Source organism: Paenibacillus spiritus, assembly GCF_008710135.1.
Taxonomy (GTDB): Bacteria; Bacillota; Bacilli; order Paenibacillales; family Paenibacillaceae; genus Paenibacillus_AQ; species Paenibacillus_AQ glufosinatiresistens.
The window spans coordinates 201,488-218,867 of sequence record NZ_VYKK01000004.1; the positions used below are offsets into that span (position 1 = coordinate 201,488).

The 17,380-nt window shown below is 59.3% G+C and carries 12 protein-coding genes and 2 riboswitches; of the genes, 2 read left to right on the forward strand and 10 right to left on the reverse strand.

Features of this window, described 5'->3' with window-relative positions; translation table 11 throughout:
- Positions 1-93: 93 nt before the first annotated feature.
- Positions 94-270: riboswitch (FMN riboswitch) on the reverse strand.
- Between the two features lie 189 nt (positions 271-459).
- From F4V43_RS02705 to F4V43_RS02750, 10 genes are all read right to left on the reverse strand, one after another.
- A complete protein-coding gene (locus tag F4V43_RS02705; protein WP_191089454.1) occupies positions 460-4,074 on the reverse strand; it encodes a collagen binding domain-containing protein in 3,615 nt (1,204 codons plus the stop codon).
- A gap of 387 nt (positions 4,075-4,461) precedes the next feature.
- The gene (locus tag F4V43_RS02710) at positions 4,462-4,893 is read right to left on the reverse strand and encodes a peptidylprolyl isomerase (RefSeq protein WP_150456706.1); all 432 of its coding nucleotides are present in this window, start codon (positions 4,891-4,893) and stop codon (positions 4,462-4,464) included.
- 133 nt (positions 4,894-5,026) lie between these two features.
- Positions 5,027-6,367 carry a diaminopimelate decarboxylase gene (gene lysA / locus F4V43_RS02715; protein ID WP_150456707.1) on the reverse strand — a complete coding sequence of 447 codons (1,341 nt, stop codon included), beginning with the start codon at positions 6,365-6,367 and terminating at the stop codon, positions 5,027-5,029.
- A 115-nt stretch (positions 6,368-6,482) separates the two neighbouring features.
- A complete protein-coding gene (locus F4V43_RS02720; protein ID WP_150457036.1) occupies positions 6,483-8,234 on the reverse strand; it encodes a spore germination protein in 1,752 nt (583 codons plus the stop codon).
- A 435-nt stretch (positions 8,235-8,669) separates the two neighbouring features.
- Positions 8,670-9,095 carry a stage V sporulation protein AB gene (locus tag F4V43_RS02725; RefSeq protein ID WP_150456708.1) on the reverse strand — a complete coding sequence of 142 codons (426 nt, stop codon included), beginning with the start codon at positions 9,093-9,095 and terminating at the stop codon, positions 8,670-8,672.
- Positions 9,092-9,748: a stage V sporulation protein AA gene (locus F4V43_RS02730; protein ID WP_150456709.1), complete on the reverse strand. Its 657-nt coding sequence runs from the start codon at positions 9,746-9,748 to the stop codon at positions 9,092-9,094. The genes F4V43_RS02725 and F4V43_RS02730 overlap by 4 nt, the downstream gene beginning before the upstream one ends.
- A gap of 150 nt (positions 9,749-9,898) precedes the next feature.
- A complete protein-coding gene (locus F4V43_RS02735) occupies positions 9,899-10,882 on the reverse strand; it encodes a DMT family transporter (RefSeq protein WP_150456710.1) in 984 nt (327 codons plus the stop codon).
- 153 nt (positions 10,883-11,035) lie between these two features.
- Positions 11,036-11,191, reverse strand: a riboswitch (FMN riboswitch).
- Between the two features lie 120 nt (positions 11,192-11,311).
- Positions 11,312-12,808, reverse strand: coding sequence for a carboxylesterase/lipase family protein (locus F4V43_RS02740; protein ID WP_150456711.1), 1,497 nt, complete (start codon positions 12,806-12,808; stop codon positions 11,312-11,314).
- A gap of 25 nt (positions 12,809-12,833) precedes the next feature.
- Positions 12,834-13,985: an AI-2E family transporter gene (locus F4V43_RS02745; RefSeq protein ID WP_150456712.1), complete on the reverse strand. Its 1,152-nt coding sequence runs from the start codon at positions 13,983-13,985 to the stop codon at positions 12,834-12,836.
- A 169-nt stretch (positions 13,986-14,154) separates the two neighbouring features.
- Positions 14,155-14,538, reverse strand: coding sequence for a (2Fe-2S) ferredoxin domain-containing protein (locus F4V43_RS02750; protein ID WP_150456713.1), 384 nt, complete (start codon positions 14,536-14,538; stop codon positions 14,155-14,157).
- A gap of 115 nt (positions 14,539-14,653) precedes the next feature.
- Between F4V43_RS02750 and pyk the strand changes: the two genes are divergently transcribed.
- Together pyk and asd are read left to right on the forward strand one after the other, a co-directional pair.
- A complete protein-coding gene (gene pyk / locus F4V43_RS02755) occupies positions 14,654-16,093 on the forward strand; it encodes a pyruvate kinase (protein ID WP_150456714.1) in 1,440 nt (479 codons plus the stop codon).
- 144 nt (positions 16,094-16,237) lie between these two features.
- Positions 16,238-17,353: an aspartate-semialdehyde dehydrogenase gene (asd, locus tag F4V43_RS02760; RefSeq protein ID WP_150456715.1), complete on the forward strand. Its 1,116-nt coding sequence runs from the start codon at positions 16,238-16,240 to the stop codon at positions 17,351-17,353.
- Positions 17,354-17,380 lie beyond the last annotated feature (27 nt).

A 17,380-nucleotide genomic window follows, 5' to 3' on the forward strand; every position in this document is an offset into this window, starting at 1 on the left:
CAGCATACAGCTCCGGCCATGCATGTGAAAAGTAACACAAAGCCGCCGGTTACACCGATGCTGCCTTGCCGCCTGCAAGGGCGGCATAGCCGTTCTCTCCTTCTTCCATCCAGACTATACTGTCGGTCCCGGAATCGCACCGGGTCCACCGTTCAGCACGCTGTCTGCAGCGGCCGACCGGGTAGCGGACTTGTCCCGGCCGGGAAGACTCGCTTCGCCGTGCCGTTCATCACCGCCGGTAGGGAATTGCACCCTGCCCTGAAGGATCAATCCATATTCAGTTTCAACATTCTAAAAGTAACACCCTCTTTCAAAAAAGGCAAGCCGCCGCTACCGCCGGATAGCGGCTTGAAGCCATAGAAAGATTCCCCTATCGACAACAACGAAGAGGCGCGGATCATCCGCGCCTCTTCGTCCTGCTATTTCCTGGGGAATGAAGCCCCGGCTATCATTCTAAGTTTAGTGGTCTTTGCGCGTTCGGCTGAAGAACCGGTTCAACAGAATTCCGATCAGAATCAGGCCCAGACCGGCCATATAGATCGGCATCGAACTGGATTCTCCCGTCTTCGGCAGCGACCCTGCGGCTTCCGACGTCGTTCCCTTCGGAGTCGGTTCGTCCGGAATTTCAACGCCGCCTTGAGGCACCGGTTCTTCCTCAATCTGAACCGGCGTTCCGTCATCCCCGGGAACGGTTCCCGGACTGACCGAAGCGGCCGGTGCTGCGGTCGGATTCGCCGTAACCAGGCCACCGCCCGATCCCGGTCCTGCCGGCGTGATGTCATCCGGAATGATGATCTCGCCCGGCGATGCCGAAGGCGTCGGAGCCGTCGTAGGCACGGTCACCGGCGTTGGCGTAGCTCCGGTTCCCGGCGTATCGGTGACAGCAGGCGTCGGCGACGTGCCCGGCGCCGGCGATGCGCTGGTATCCGGAGACAGCGACGCAGTCGGCGACGGCGATGCACTCTCGTTCGGCGACGGTGTGGCGCTAGATGTTGGTGTCACACTCGGCGTCGGCGATGGCGATGCGCTTGGCGATGGTGATGGCGATGCACTCGCCGATGGTGATGCACTCGCCGATGGTGTTGGTGTCGGTGTCGCCGGTACCAGTCTGTCATTGGTTATCGCCAGATCTGCCAATGCCCCCGGATTAACGGTAACCGGATATTCCTGCGTGGAGAGGACGTATCCTTGAGGAGCGGTTTTTTCGATCAGCACGTAACGGCCTGACAGAATTTTGCTAAAGACTGCTCTGCCGTTCTCTCCCGTTGTCTCGGTTCCGAGCAGGAAGCGCTCGTTATCGATCACCCGGTACAGATCAAAGGTCGCACCGGCCAGTACCGTAAGATGATCCCGGGAGTCCAGCTTGCGGACAATCAGCGTACCCCGCACGCCGGTTCCCGTTCCCGAACCGCTGCTGACGCCGACAATAATGCTCTTCGTCGTCTCCTTGACGATCTCGGTCGAATTGGTTCCGCTCAGCTTCACGCCGTTTGTCACGCTCTCGCCGTTGCCAGCGGCAATCAGCGACTTGTATTCCAATACATAGGAAGAATGGATCGCATTCGGGAATGCGAGTACAAAATTCTGGTGTCCTTCGCTGTCCGTAGCGATTTCAAGCGTATAATCGGTACCTTCTGTCAGTTCGGCCGTGCCCTTCACCAGCCGTCCGTCCGGGTCCATCACCGTCGGATAGAGATGGAACGAATCCCGCAGGAACACCTGGTTCGCACTCCCTGTATCGGTGACCTTTGCCTGCTCCAGAGTGGACTGGCTGCGATTGATGTGAACCGTCCAGTCCAGGGTGAGTCCCGATTGGACGCCATCCTTGGCGACCAGATCGCCGCCGTAAGGAATGGTTACCTTGCCGGTCAGCGGGCCGGAGGCCGGTTCCGGGCCGTCATACACATAGGCCGTGTTCGTCAGGCTCGGGGAGCTCAGCACCTTCCCTGCGAGTGAGGTTCGGAAGCCTACATAGAACGGATAATCCGCAGCCTGCTTCAGCGTTACAGTAATGTCCTTGCCGCCGCTGCCGTTGTCGACAACCTTGACCGTATACTTGGACTTGTCGATCTCGCCGAGACGGCTGGTCAGCCCATTATTGCGCATCTGGAACTGGTAGACCTTAATCGAGGATTCGTCCAGTGTCTGTTCCGGGCCAACCGTATCCTTGACCACCGGCTCTTTCAGGGCCCGGTAGCTGTAATTGGCTCCGATATACCAATACACATCTTTGGTAACGGCGTTGTACTGTCCGTATTTGAAGCCGTTGTTCTTCGTTTCGATCCGCGGATCGAACTGGCCGTAGGCCGTCTGCTGCAGCGTCTTGCCGCTGTCGTCGGTCCAGCTTACGGAAGCCTTGTTGCGGAATAATTTATAATTGGCATGAAGAGCGGAATAATCGAAATTCAACTGATAGCGAATCGTCATTTTGCTCTTGATCGGCTCGTTGAATTCTATCACGAACCCGCGGTCCAGATGAGCCGGGTCATAGGTCAGCGTATAACGGGAGGGGTCCAGAACCGTCTTGTCGCCGTCCCGCACTTCTACGCTTCCCGGAATGAGCGTAAGTCCGCCGGACTCAAAGGTGTCGGCAACCTTCACCTTGGCCATCGGGTATCCGTCCTCGTTGACGGTAATCTTCCAGTCCACGACCCGGTCGCGGTAGTTCGCTCCGTCGGCGTTGACCGTCTTGTAGATCACATCCGGCTTGATCTCCTGCTTCGCTTCGGAAGAATAGGTTCCGGTTGTAACGGTATTTGTTACCGTATCCACGGCAAGCACCCGCTCGTTGGCCCGGGTCTTGTATTCAATCAGATACGGAGATTGAAGGTCCTTCAGGAATTGCAGCTTGAAGCCGCTCTTCGCGCCATAGGTCGTCTTCTCGACCGTATAATCGGTTCCCGGAACCAGAACGGCGTCCGGTACCGGCTGCTCCTTCTCGTTCAGCACCACGCTGCGGACCACAACGGAGTCCTCCACCAGACTCTGGCTGCTGTTGAACTGGTCGGTCAGCACCGCATCGCGCTGGGCAATGGCGGCAAAATTATAGTTATACTGGATCGCCCAGGAGATGGTCTGGGTACCCGGATCGTAAGCGGTAACCGTCTTCTTGAGCGCAGCGGCCCGCTTGATCTGCACGGTAGCTGTGGCGCTTGCCGGGTTCAGATTGCCGCCCCGGAAGGTGGCCGTGTTCTTGAACACGGTTGCCGTCGGCGAGCTGACTGTTGTGGCAAAAGAAAGCCGGTACGCGCTGCGGATCGTATCATCGCTGAATTTCAGCCGGAGGGTGCCTCCCTCTGCGGACCAGCTGTAACGGGACGCATCCAGCGCCGCTCCCGGAATGACGGTTCCGTCCAGCTGCACTTCAAGCGAATGGACGGCTACCGAACCGGGGTCCAGCGTAAGGCCGGCCGGAAGCGGATCCGTGATCTCGGCTCCGTAGACGGCATCGAGCGTCTTGTTGACATCGACGTTCCAGGTAACGGTTCCGGCGTTGTAAGCCGGCGCATAGCCCTTCTTGTCTATGGTGGAGCTGACATGGGGTCTGAAATGCAGAACCACGACCTGCGTGTCCCCGTTCACCGGGAACTGGACCGTCTGCGTGGTGCTGCCCGTAATTGTCTGCGTATCGAACTGCGTCTTCAGGCGCAGCGTGCCTTTTACATTCTCATGGTTCGTAATGAAATCGTTGAAGGTCATTACGACCTGGTGCGTGCTTGAGCTTGCGGTAAAGGTTCCGACTTCTCCTTCATCGGAAGCCAGAATGCCGCTGACGTCGTTGTACAGCTTGAAGGCGTCGGGAACCTCGAAGGAAAAGGTATCCCCGGCGGCATAGCCGTGGCCGTTCGGAAGCTCCCAGGTATAATCCAGCGTTACGTTGGAGCCCTGTTCGTAGACGTCTCCCGTGACCGTACTTCCATCCGGCCCGTAGACCGCCATGGAGACGCTTGTGATGATGGTGCCGGCGCGGTCGATTGCAGCCGCCTTGACCGATGGCTGAAAACCGACGCCATAGCTGTACTGGGCAACCAGCAGCAGCACGACCAGCCACATACTGATTCTTCTCTTCAACATGTACGCAACCCCTCCGGTTTCTTGTTCTTCGTGCAGCACGCACTTGCATTGTACCTGGCCGTTCCGGCAAATATGACCGTTCCGGCCACAAAACTTCATCCGCCGTATGCCTGCCGTATGCTTATGTAGGAAGCTCACCTCTCTCGATGCCCGCAGACGGGTATATACCTTATATCACCCTCATTGACACACCCGAGAATCAGCGTTTCTAAAAAAACTTCCTCCAGATGTTCTATATAAAGAACAGTTCTCCTTCATGGTATTCGGCAACCTCTATTCTGTCAACCTGCTTACGTCCTGTTTTCCCGTCGTTTCCTCCACGCAAAAAGGCCCTCGTTCGCCTTAGGGAACGAGGGCCTGTCCGTGTGAGCTGGGGTGTTCCGCGTCTTATGCCTCTACCACTTCAACGGACGCCATCTTGTCGCGTCCCTTGAAAGTATCCACCTGTTCCATCCCCTTGACCACTTTGCCAAAAACGGTGTGCTGGCCGTCCAGATGCGGCTGCGGCGCGTAGCAGATGTAGAACTGGCTTCCGCCCGTGTTGCGGCCGGCATGCGCCATGGCGAGCGTTCCGCGCTCATGCTTGTTCGGATTGATCTCGCAGTTGATGGTATAACCGGGGCCGCCTGTGCCGGTACCGTTCGGGCAGCCGCCCTGGGCTACGAAGCCCGGAATGACGCGGTGGAACACGAGACCGTTATAGAAGCCCGAATTCGCCAGCTTCTCGAAGTTGGCTACAGTATTCGGAGCGTCCTGCTCGAACAGGTCAATTACGATTTCTTCCCCGTTCTCCATTTGAATCTTCGCCTGCTTTGCCATATGTAAATACCCCTTTCCAATGTGGACAATGATTGGTCAAATCTTTTAACAGTGTACTATGAAAGCCGCCCGGACGCAAAGGGGGCCCTCCCGCCGGACGGGAATGCCCCCTTCTGCTGCGGCCGCTTGCGGCCTAGGCTTTCGCTGCCGGCTGCTGCGCAGCAAGCCGTCTCGGAATCACATCGCCGGCCACAATATCGTCCCGGGTCTCCCGGCGCACGACGAGGTCGCTGCGTCCGTTCTCCACGAAGACGACTGCCGGACGGCGAATCCGGTTGTAGTTGCTCGCCATCGAGTAGTTGTACGCGCCGGTGCAGGCTACCGCCAGCAGGTCGCCGCTCTTGGGCTCGGGCAGCTCGACGTCCCAGATCAGCATGTCGCCGCTCTCGCAGCATTTGCCGGCGATGGACACGGTCTCTGCGGCCGGCTCCGCCGCCCGGTTGGCCAGAATCGCTTCATACTTCGATTCGTAGAGGGCCGGACGGGGATTATCCGTCATGCCGCCGTCCACCGCAATATACTTCCGCACACCCGGAATATCCTTGCTTGTGCCGACCGTGTACAGCGTGGTGCCGGCGTCTCCGACAATGCTGCGGCCCGGCTCCACCCAGATTTCGGGAAGAGCGGCGTCGATCCCGGCAAAATGCGTCTTCACCGCACCCGCAATCGCCGCCACATATTCCGAGACTTCCAGCGGCGTATCGCCTTCCACGTAGCGGATGCCGAAGCCTCCGCCCAGGTTCACAACCCGGAAAGACGCGCCGAGCTCTTCCTTCGCCTTGCGGGCAAAAGCCGCTACGCGCTCAACGGCCAGCTGGAATCCTTCCGTCTCGAAGATCTGCGACCCGATATGGGAGTGAACGCCGAGCAGATCCAGATGGGCTGCCGCCTCTGCGGCGCGGACAGCTTCCAGCGCCGAACCGTTGCCGATGTCAAACCCGAATTTGGAATCGGTCTGTCCGGTCGCGGCATAGGCATGGTGTGCGTGCGCTTCGACGCCCGGCGTTACGCGCAGCAGGATGCGCACATTTGCCCCGCGCTCTGCGGCGATGGCTTCAAGCAGCGCAAGTTCGGTAAAATTGTCGACCACGAAGCAGCCGATCTCCGCATCAAGCGCCATTTCAATCTCTTCCGGCGTCTTGTTGTTGCCGTGAAAATGAATGCGCTCCGGCGGAAAGCCCGCCTTCAGGGCGGTATACAGCTCGCCGTCGGAGACGACGTCCAGCGACAGCCCTTCCTGGTCAACCAGACGGCACATCGCCATGACCGAGAACGCCTTGCTGGCATAGGCAACCTGGAACCCGAGTCCGGTCGCGGCAAAAGCATCCATATATTCGCGGCATCTGCGGCGAATGAGCGCCTCATCCATAATATACAGCGGCGTTCCGTACTCCGCCTTCAGTTCGGTCACGTCGCAGCCGCCGATCTCCAGATGACCCGCCGCGTTCAACCGGCTCGTCCCGTGTAGAAACATATACGCCATTCCTCCGCTTTCTGTGGAATTTCCATCCCAGCTGGTTATGGTATTCAGTATAGCAGAGCGGGGGAACGCCAAAGAATGGACTAAAGCGCTGTTGATTTGTATTTTCCTACGATTGTCCCCGATTGTCCGTGGAGTCCGACATCCGGGTATTGTCGCGCGCTTTGTTGAAAGACGGCCGAGTTTTGGCGTACAGCACCGGGGTTCGGAAGAGAATCGAGCCGAGCGCTTTTGCATTAAACGGTATGAACGGCCACAAATATGACGAATTGTACGAGCGGTTCAGGGTCAGCATGACGATCAGCACCGTCGAGCCGATGACGAGGCCCGGCACCTGGAACATCGCGACGAGCACCAGCAGCACCAGCCTGACGATCCGGTTCGCCAGCCCAAGCTCATAGCTTGGAGTCGCGAACATGCCGATCGCGGCGACCGCCATATACAGGATGACTTCGTTGACGAAGAGCCCGGTATCCACAGCGATGTTGCCGACCAGGATCGCCGCGATCAGGCCCATCGCCGAGCCGAGCGGATTGGGGGTATGAACAGCGGCCAGCCGGAGCAGATCGACGCCGAATTCAACCAGCAGGAACTGGGCGATCAGCGGCAGTTTCGCCGACTTTTGCGGACCGAGAAAATCGAACATCGGCGGCTTCAGCTCCGGATGAACCACGAGCAGCAGCCACAGCGGAAGCAGGAACATGGAGGCAAAGACGCCCGCGAACCGGACCCAGCGCAGATAGGTGCCGATAAAAGGAGTCTGGCGGTTCTCCTCGGCATGCTGGCACAGATCGAAAAAGGTCGTCGGAAGCACCACTACGCTCGGCGACGTATCCACGAACAGGATGATTCGGCCCTCCAGCAGCATAGAAGCGACAATATCCGGCCGTTCCGAATAGCGGACCATGGGATACGGATTCCAGCCTGCTCCGATTATCGCCTCCTCCAGCTGTTTGTCGGCCAGCGGAATGCCTTCGATGTTGATGGATTTGATTTTGTCGGTCACGGCCTGGACCTGGGTCTTGTCCACAATGTCGTCGATATAGGCCAGGCAGACGTCGGTTCGGGTACGCCGCCCGACCTGATGCATCTCCAGCTTCAGTCCGGGATCGCGGACACGCCGCCGCACCAGCGCCACATTGCTCAGCAGCGTCTCGGTGAACCCGTCGCGGGAACCGCGGACCACCCGCTCAATCGTCGGTTCGTCGGGACTGCGGGCGGGATAAGCACGCGTATCCATCACGATTACCCGGCTCTCTCCCTCGATGAAGAGCGCGCTGTTCCCTGTCAGTACTTTGTTCACCGTCTCGCTGAGCATATCGCTCAGTTCAACCTGGATATGCGGGATATAGACGTGCATGAAATCGCGGATGACTTCCGCCGACAGATTCTCCGGAGTGAGATAGGTCAGCCGTTTCAGAATCTCGTCCGCAATCGTATCCTTGGTAAAACCGCTGATGCACAGCAGCGCCGTCCGCTTGCCGCCGAAGCTCATCTCCCGGAAAATGACGTCAAAGGTGGAGCCGAGGCCGACCGTCTCCTTCAGCGTCTCTTTGACCCGGTCCAGGCTGGAGTCAATCCGGTCGCTGCCCTGCCAGTAACGGATCGACTCCTCCAGAGAATCGGATTTCTCGGCGTCGCGTTTCTGCTGTCTGGGATCGTCAGACTTGGTTTCGCCAGCGGCCGCTTGGCTTGTATTCTTGGGCTTGCGCTTCGCCTTCGCCTTCCTGCTTCCCTCCTGACCCTCCTCTTTCTCTTCATCCGGCTGCTGTTTATCCTCCCCCGGCTTCTTGGCGCCGGACGGGCTTAAGCCTTCCTCGTCCTCCTGATCTTCCTCTTCCTCGCCGAACCACTTGTCCATCAGGGCTACAAAGCCCTTCCGGCGCGGTTCCCCGCCTTCCTCTCCGCCGGTCCCCGGTTCTTCGGCAGCTTCCATCTCTCCTGCCGCTTTCTTCTTCCCGCCTTTCTCCGGCGAGGAAGAATCCGGCTCGGCCTCCATCCGGTCAGCCCATTCGCCGACATGCGAAGCCGGAGAGCCGGAGCCTCCGTCCGGGCAGGCATCCGCATCCTTGCGGACCTCCTCCGCTTCCTTGCTGAACTCCTCCGCTTTCTTCGTCTCCATTCCGCTCTCGCCCCGGAACGATTCGCTCAGGTCCACAGGCCTGTCTGTTCGATCTTTATCCTCCGAATCCGGCCCGGCGGCATTCGTGCGTTCGTCCTTCTCCGGTCCGTCCGGTTCTTCCATGTGTTCTCCGCTGTGAATATATCGGTTCACCTTGCAGTTCTCCTTCCTTGTCTACGGTCGATACACGAACCAGTCGAACAGCGACCCGGCCACTTTACCCGCCACCATCGCCATCAGAAGTCCGAAGAGATAAGCGGTCATACGAAGCCGTTTCGCCAGAATCGGCAGCACATTCAGCACCTCGGTCAATGCGGCCGCCAGCATGCCGACAAAGACGCCGTCCAGCCAGCCGACCCCAAGCTCCAGCGCCGGGCCGCCCGGCAGCTTCCCGTTCCAGAAATCAAACACCGTTCCGATCAGCGAGCCCGCTACCATCGATCCCTCGTACCAATGGACCTTGTCATATGAAGTGGTCAGCTGGGCCAGACGGGGAACAATGTCCAGTACTACGAACAGGGCAATGACGCCGCCGCCGACGGCAATTCCGCCTGCCAGCCCAAGCAGCAGCGTGATCCCAACCTCAAGCGGCGGAGTCACCGTCGCCGCTTCCGGCCGGGCCCCCGGGACCGGCCCTCCATTTTGCGGTACTCTTCATGAATAATGAACTGGTCCACATTGCTCTGATAAAGGAACATCTCGACTTCCAGCGGCGTCGGCTCCTCATTCCATTTCTTCTTGAAGAGATGGTTGAAGAAGATGACCATACCGAACCCGATGCCCAGCGAATAGGCCGCCTGAAATAAATACGGATGCTCATCGCGCCTTCCGGTCAGCATCTCCACAATCCGCACCTGAACTTCCTGCATATTGACATCCGCGTGGAAATTCATAATCGTCAGCGCCGAGCCGAAGAACATCAGCAGCCAGACCAGTACGAACAGAGCCAGAGAGGGGCGGCGTCCCGCCGAACGTTCCCGCACCTGGACAATCGTCCGCCCTTCGCCCAGCGATTCGATAACGGCGCCGGGAAGCAGGGAACGGACCCGCGGAATGACCGTCAGCATATCCAGCAGCAGCAGGTTGCCGTCGCTGCGGCGCGGTTGGGCCAGCACCAGCTCTTTCAGCGCGCCTTCCCATTCGGGAGGAGCAATCAGGTTCGCGGCGTCCGCAAGCGTAACGCTGGCCCCCTGGGCTACGCTTATCCGCGGCTTCAGCTGGATATACACGGTCGGCATACGGTCTGCTTCCATGAACGAAGCCCCCTTACTGAATTCTCGAATACCGGTAGTATGGGAGATCAGGCTTTATTTTACTCCGGGGCGGTGTCTGCTTCGCACAAAAAAACCGGACCCCAGGGTCCGGCTCTTCTTCTCGTTCAATTGCTTTTAAAGGCGCCTTTGTCAGCGTCCGTCTCCTTCGTTCGGCACAGCGACTTCCTCGCGTCCCCGCTGGCTGGAGATCACGAACAGCGCGCCCCAGATCAGGACGAATCCCAGAAGCTGGGCGGGAGTGACCGCGATGGAATAGACGAACCAGTTAATGAGCACCCCGGTCATGGGGAAGCTGAGTTCGGCCAGCGTTGCATACGAAGCCTTGGTCGTATTCAGCCCTTTGTAGTAGAGCAGCATGCTGAGCAGACCGGGAAGCAGCGCCTGAAGCAGCAGATTCAGCGCGATAAGCGAGGAGGTTCCGATGCCCCCGCCGATATGCCAGGCCGTTCCTTCCACCTGGGTGATGACGAACAGCAGCGGCAGCGCCATCATGAACCGGAGTGAAGTGACCGTCTCGTATTCCAGCGTGCCGAGCAGATACCGGCCCATGACGGTGGAGCCGCCCCACAGGGCAGCCGCTCCCAGCGCCAGCATGCTGCCGACGCCGATGAAGCTGCCCGCATGGCTGAACGGCAGCGTCCAGCCGAAGGTCAGCAGATAAGTTCCGGCCAGCGCGATCAGCAGCAGCGGTCCGAAGTTGCGGGGAAGCCGTTCCTTCAGAATGAGGGCCGCCAGCCCAATCGCGAACAGCGGCTGCAGCTTCTGCAGCAGCAGTACGGAGTTGAAATCGCCGGAGGACAGCGCCTTGGTGAACAGAATGGTCGCCGCAGCCGAGCCGCCCCAGGAGACGAACAGCAGCGCGCCGAGCTGGCGAAGCCGGATACGCTTCAATTCGAAGCGGTGCCGCCACAGCACCGGAGCGGCCGCCAGGAACAGGACCACATGCTCCAGAAGCACAATTTGCGAAGAGGTCATTGATTTCAGCAGAATAATCCGGAACAAGGGATCTACTCCCCACAGCGCCGCTCCCAGCACGACGAGCCAGAACCCTCCGTGCGAACGTCTGGCCGCTGCTGCCGGTTTAGCCGTCGGGTTAGCCGTTAAGTCACTCATGTCTTTCTTCTCCTTCGTCATACAAAACCCCGCAAGAGATCAAAAAGCCCCCGATTTCACGCCTGAAGGCGGCAGTCGGGGGCAGGCAAGAATCGCGCAAAAAACAGGGGCTCCGTCCCAAAAGGAACGCACCGCCCTGCGGCGTGGCTCTTCCATGATCCTCTCCCATCCGGACTTTACCGTCGGCCCTGGATTTCCACCAGATCAGTCCCGTTCGTCCGCCAAGCGGACAACCGGGAGTCGCGGGCTGCGCTTCGCGTGCGAAGCTTCACCGCCGGTCAGGAATTTCACCTTACCCCGAGAATCTTGTATTCTGTTATTTTTTTCACAGCCTCAGATTACACCCGTTTTTATGAAACGTCCAGTGTTTTTTATGAAAAAGCTGCCGCTTTTCTTCGTTGTTTCATCTTTGTTCAACTTTGTTCGCCTTTATTCGTCATCTTTCGCCGTTTGTTCCCGGTTCCCCTCCGTTTCGGGCAGCACCATTCTCCGTCTTGCCGCATCCGGGTCCCGTTCCAGCCGGACCGGCGAACCAAAGATCAGGGTGGCGCGGTCTCCGGGTTCATACGCCGGCCATTCCAGACCGGCCGCAGAAGGATCGCCGGAATGCGCAAAGGCCGCCCAGGCCTTCATCATCGCGGCGGAGACGGAACGGTGCTCCTCTCCGACCGTTCCTCCCAGCCGCTCAAGTTCGCCCAGCGTTCCGAAGACGAAAGGAATTTCGGCGCTGTGCACCGCTCGTTCAAAGTGGGGATGCCCCGGCACACCGGCGTCGAACCGGTACATCCACACCGGCGCGTGGCTGATGCTGCGTTCGCTTAATTCCAGCGCGCCGCGCCAGAAGATCATGTCGGTCAGAATTTCGGGAGCGCCTTCGCCGCGGGAACCGTAAAATTCCGCCTGCTCCGGAGAGTACGGCGTCCCCAGCATGGAGCCGACCAGCTTCAGCGCGTCCGGGACCGGCGGCTGCGGATCGCCCGGCCGGAAGAAGTAGCCGCCCTCCTCGCGGTTCGTGCCGACCATCAGCGGCACTCCCCGCGAGGAGCCGGCCGCCACTGCGGCCAGCGGTTCTTCCGGCAGAACCGACCCGTCAACGACGGGCTGGAACAGCATGCCGAACGGGCCGCCGATCCGGCGGTTCAGCGCGTGGGCGGCGGCCATGATGGCATCCGCCGAGAGTTCCCGCAGCCGCTCCGCTTCTTCGGGCGCAAGACCCAGTTCGGCGAGCATTTCCCGCGCGGCGGCTTCGCCCTGGCTTGCAGGCATCGTCTGGGCCGCCCCGCTCTGCAGAATCGCCCGGGCGAACAGCCCCTGGGCCGCCGGGCAGGCCAGAAGCGCGGCGATGCTCATGCCTCCGGCCGATTCGCCGAACAGGGTGACCCGGGCCGGATCACCGCCGAAAGCTTCAATGCTGCCCTGTACCCATTCCAGCGCTGCAATCATATCCAGAAGACCCAGATTGGAATCGAATGAATCGCCGAGAGCCGCCCAGTGGAGAAATCCGAAGGGACCCAGCCGATAGTTGAGGGTCACAACGACGGCTCTGCCCCGTTCCGCCAACAGCGCGCCGTCGAACTGGGGCTGGCTTCCCGATCCGGTGACGAAGGTGCCCCCGTGAATCCAGACCATGACCGGGAGGGGCTCCCGCTCTTCCTCCGGAGCCCATATATTGAGATACAGACAGTCTTCGGAATGCTCCGGCGATTCGCCTCCGAACCGGGTGCCCCGCCGGTCTGGCGGCTGATGCGAGACCGGGCCGAATCCCCCCGCATCCCGGATGCCCTCCCAAGGCTGCGGCGGCTGCGGAGCCCGCAGACGCCGTTCGCCGACCGGCGGCGACGCATAGGGAATTCCTTTCCAGACCCGAACCGGGCCCTCCTTCCGTCCCTCCAGCATCCCGTAACGGGTCTTGATGACAGTCGGCATGATCTTTCATCCTTCTTTCTGTAATTTAAGCTTGCGGCCCTTCAGGCGTCTCGGGCTCATAGAGGCCCGAACGGAACCGGAACCATTGATAGAGATGGGTAATGAACACTTTCAGGACGGCATACCCGGGAACGGCGAGAATAATGCCGAACACCCCGAACATTTTGCCTGCGAATACAATCACGAAGATAATGGTGACCGGATGAATCCGGAGCGTCTTGCCCATGATCTGCGGCGAAATGAACTTGCCCTCCACCAGCTGAACCACCGTCCAGACAATGACCATCTTGAGCAGCATGAACGGCGAGGTGACGGCGGCGACGATCAGGGCAGGCGTAATGGCGATGGCCGGGCCGAGATACGGCACGACGGCCGTGCAGGCCGCGATAATGGCAAGCACCAGCGAGTATTGCAAGCCGATGATCAGGTAGCCGATGTACAGAAGGGCTCCGATGCAGCAGCTGACGATAATCTGCCCCCGAATGTAGGAAGAGATCTGACTGTTCATTTCCGACATCACCATGCGGGTCTGCGGCTGAAGCGCCGTCGGCACAAAGCGGATCAGATAGTCCGGCAGCCGGTGTCCGTCGCGCAGCAGATAGAAGAGAATGAACGGGGTCGTGACAATCGCAAGCACCGCTTCCGTCAAAGCTCCGACAAAATTGCCGACGCCGTTCACCGCATTGTTAAGGAACGACGTTCCCCAAGCGGTCACACGGCCGGTCACTTCGTTGAGATCAATATTCTCCTGCATCGGCAAGGAATCGAGGAGATTCCCCCGCTTGAGCGCCGGGAATTTATCCTGTATATCCTGGCTGTACTTCGGGAAATTGTCGATCAGATCCAGAAGCTGCGCGCGGATGATCGGGATGACCGTCAGCAAAATGATGGAGATAATGCCGGCGATGAACAGGTACAGGACTACAATCCCGTACGCCCGCTTCACCCGGCTCTTCCGTTCCAGCCGATTCACCAGCGGGTTCAGCAGGTAATAGGCCACCCCCGAGAGAATCAGCGGTCCTGCCACCGTATGCAAGAGAACGCTCAGCGGCTTGAAGATAAAGGGCAGCTTGTGAAAGACCAGAATATTGAGGCCAATCAGCAGCAAAATAAGCAGAACGACCACAAACTTGTTGTTCAGAAATAACTTCCGGAATCGATCCGGCCTGTTGGGCATAAAGTCAGTCACACCGTCCTTTGGTCGCGATGATGTAGAATACTCCGCGTGGAGATTCACTTCCTCTTAGCATAGTAGCCGCAGCGGACCCAAGTCAAATGGCCAAGCCTTGTACCAAAGACAGCCCGTGAACCGGTCTCGAAACCGGGATTCACGGCGCCGGGGGATATTAATCGGGTGAATCCTTCTTCCCGGGCTTGCGCTTGCCTCTGCCGCCCTTCTTGACCGCTGCCTTCATGCTTCCCGCTTCAAAATTATATACGGCATATTCCTCCAGACCGCCGCCCTCCAGCGTGCGGCGGACCAGCTCCTTCCCGGCCTTCGGCGTCAAGCCTCCATACCAGACCCCCTCGGGATACGCAATGGCTACCGGGGCGTCGGAGCAGCGGCCGTTGCAGCGCGTCTCGGTCACATGAATCCGCGCATCGGCACCCTGCTTGCCGATTTCTTTCTCGACCGCCTTCAGCACTTCCTCTCCCCTGCGCTTGCGGCAGCTGCTGCCGCCGCAGACGAGCAGATGGCAGACCGTGCCTTCCAGATTCCAAGTCGTCACAGGCTTCTCCTCCTTTCATACCAACGTTTATACCTGAATGACAGGGGTAAATCAATGAATAACGGCATGTGATTTTGCGGGATTCTATAAATAGTAAGAAAGAGGAGGATTTTAACTGATGAGAACCAAAATTATTTGCACGATCGGCCCGGCCTCCGAATCGGTCGGCACGCTGAAAGACATGATCGCCGCCGGCATGACGGTGGCACGGCTCAACATGGCGCACGGCGAACTGGAGGAGCATTCCGCCCGAATCCGCAATGTGCGCCAGGCAGCGGCCGAGATGGGCACCTTTATTCCGATCATGATGGACATCAAGGGGCCGGAAGTGCGAATCGGCAAGCTGAAGACAGACTATGTCGTTCTGAAGCCGGGGGACTCGCTGACGCTGACAACCGAAGAGCTGCTTGGGGATGAGACCCGCATTTCCGTCAACTATCCGGATATGCCCTCGGTGGTCAAGCCCGGCGACCGGATTCTGATCGACGACGGCCTGATTGACCTTACCGTGACCGACGTTCAGGGCGGTGATATGGTCTGCCGCATTGTCAGCGGCGGCACGCTCAAGCCGCGCAAGGGCGTCAACCTTCCCGGCATCCATACGACCCTGCCCGGCGTAACCGAGCGGGATATCCGGCATATACAATTCGGCCTCGGCGAGAAAATCGAGATGATCGCCGCCTCTTTTGTACGTCAGGGCGACGACATTCGGGAAATCCGGTCCATTCTGGAACGCAGCGGAGCCGGGCATGTCCAGATCATCTCCAAGATCGAGAATCATGAGGGCATGACGAACCTGGATGATATTATTGAAGCCTCCGACGGCATCATGGCCGCGCGCGGAGATCTCGGCGTCGAAGTTCCCGTCGAGAAGGTTCCGCGTCTCCAGAAGGAAATGATCGACAAGTGCAACCGGGCCGGCAAGCCCGTAATCGTCGCCACGCATATGCTGGAATCCATGCAGATGAATCCGAGACCGACCCGTTCGGAGGTCAGCGACGTGGCGAATGCCGTTCTCCAGGGCGCCGACGTAGTGATGCTGTCGGGGGAATCCGCCGCCGGGAAGTACCCGGTTCAGTCGGTCCGCACCATGGCGGCCGCCGCAGCCGAAGCCGAGACGATGATCAGCTACAAGGAACGGTTCATCGCGTCGTTCGACTGGAAGGAGAGCAACACGACGGAGGTGATCAGCCGCAGTGCAGTCAGCTCGTCCCTCATGCTCGGCGCCAAGGCGATCATTGCCGCCACCGAGAGCGGCTATACGGCCCGGATGATCTCCAAGCATCGTCCGGAGGCGCCCATTATCGCCGTCACTCCGAACCGGGAGACGCTCGCCAAAATCTGTCTCTGCTCCGGCGTCGTCCCGGTGCTGGGCAATCCCGTCTCCTCGACCGATGAAATGTTCGAGTCCTCGGTCGCCAGCGCCGTCCGCACCGGCACCGTAGCGGAAGGCGACACGGTGGTCCTCTGCGCCGGCGTGCCGATCTGGAAAGCCGGCACGACGAACCTGATCAAGATCGAACAGGTCCGAACCCGGCAGAACGCGGAGGGCTAACCCCGGACCCAAGCCGACAGGGCCTGCAATCTTTTTGCCGCCGGAGCCTATTCCTGTATTGAACGTTGCCTGCAATTCCTTTATAATTCAGTACAATCTAAGCGGCTGAACGTCAGCCTTCGCGAAAGGAATGGAAGACAAGTCATGACAGAGAAGCTCAGAGCCGGCATTGTCGGCGGCACCGGCATGGTGGGCCAGCGTTTTATCGCTCTACTCGAGAATCATCCGTGGTTTGAAGTGACGGCAATCGCCGCCAGCGCCAATTCGGCAGGCAAGCCGTATGAGGAGTCGGTCAAAGGCCGCTGGAAGCTGTCCACTCCGATTCCCGAAGCCGTGAAATCCATTCCGGTTCAGGACGCCTCCAAGGTGGAGGAATTCGCGCCGCAGGTCGATCTGATCTTCTGCGCCGTGGATATGAAGAAGAACGAAATCCAGGCATTGGAAGAAGCCTACGCCAAGGCGGGCGTGCCTGTCATCTCAAATAACTCCGCGCACCGCTGGACGCCCGACGTGCCGATGGTGGTGCCGGAGATCAACCCGGAGCATCTGGACGTTATCCGCCATCAGCGCGAGCGTCTCGGCACCGCTACGGGCTTCATCGCCGTCAAGCCGAACTGCTCCATTCAGAGCTATGTGCCGCTTCTGAACGCGCTCAAGGAATTCAAACCACAGGAAGTCGTGGCAAGCACGTATCAGGCCATTTCCGGTGCGGGCAAGAACTTCACCGACTGGCCGGACATGATCGACAACGTGATTCCGTATATCGGCGGCGAGGAAGAGAAGAGCGAGCAGGAACCGCTGCGCATCTGGGGAACCGTCGAGAACGGCGAGATCGTCAAGGCCTCCGAGCCGCAGATTACGACCCAGTGCATCCGCGTTCCGGTGACGGACGGCCATCTGGCAACGGTCTTCGTCTCCTTCGAGAACAAGCCTTCCAAGGAAGAAATTCTGAACTGCTGGAGCCGCTTTGCCGGCCGCCCGCAGGAGCTGGATCTCCCGAGCGCGCCGAAGCAGTTCATTACTTATTTCGAAGAAGACAACCGTCCGCAGACGAAGCTCGACCGCGAGATTGAGAACGGCATGGGCATCTCCGCCGGCCGTCTTCGCGAAGATTCGCTCTATGACTACAAGTTCGTCGGTCTCTCCCACAACACGCTGCGCGGCGCTGCCGGCGGCGCGGTGCTGATCGCCGAGCTGCTCAAGGCCGAAGGCTACATTCAGCCGCTCCGCAGCGGCGAAACGGCTGCGAAGCCGGTATAAAATCAGGCTTCAGCGTCCAGACAAATA

Excerpts from the sequence above, each read along its gene's own strand:
- lysA (WP_150456707.1), bottom strand. The coding sequence starts at position 6,367 with ATGTTTCTACACGGGACGAGCCGGTTGAACGCGGCGGGTCATCTGGAG.
- F4V43_RS02730 (WP_150456709.1), bottom strand. The coding sequence starts at position 9,748 with ATGGAAGCAGACCGTATGCCGACCGTGTATATCCAGCTGAAGCCGCGG.
- F4V43_RS02745 (WP_150456712.1), bottom strand. The coding sequence starts at position 13,985 with ATGCCCAACAGGCCGGATCGATTCCGGAAGTTATTTCTGAACAACAAG.
- F4V43_RS02735 (WP_150456710.1), bottom strand. The coding sequence starts at position 10,882 with ATGAGTGACTTAACGGCTAACCCGACGGCTAAACCGGCAGCAGCGGCC.
- F4V43_RS02740 (WP_150456711.1), bottom strand. The coding sequence starts at position 12,808 with ATGCCGACTGTCATCAAGACCCGTTACGGGATGCTGGAGGGACGGAAG.
- F4V43_RS02705 (WP_191089454.1), bottom strand. The coding sequence starts at position 4,074 with ATGTTGAAGAGAAGAATCAGTATGTGGCTGGTCGTGCTGCTGCTGGTT.
- F4V43_RS02710 (WP_150456706.1), bottom strand. The coding sequence starts at position 4,893 with ATGGCAAAGCAGGCGAAGATTCAAATGGAGAACGGGGAAGAAATCGTA.
- asd (WP_150456715.1), top strand. The coding sequence starts at position 16,238 with ATGACAGAGAAGCTCAGAGCCGGCATTGTCGGCGGCACCGGCATGGTG.
- F4V43_RS02720 (WP_150457036.1), bottom strand. The coding sequence starts at position 8,234 with ATGGACAAGTGGTTCGGCGAGGAAGAGGAAGATCAGGAGGACGAGGAA.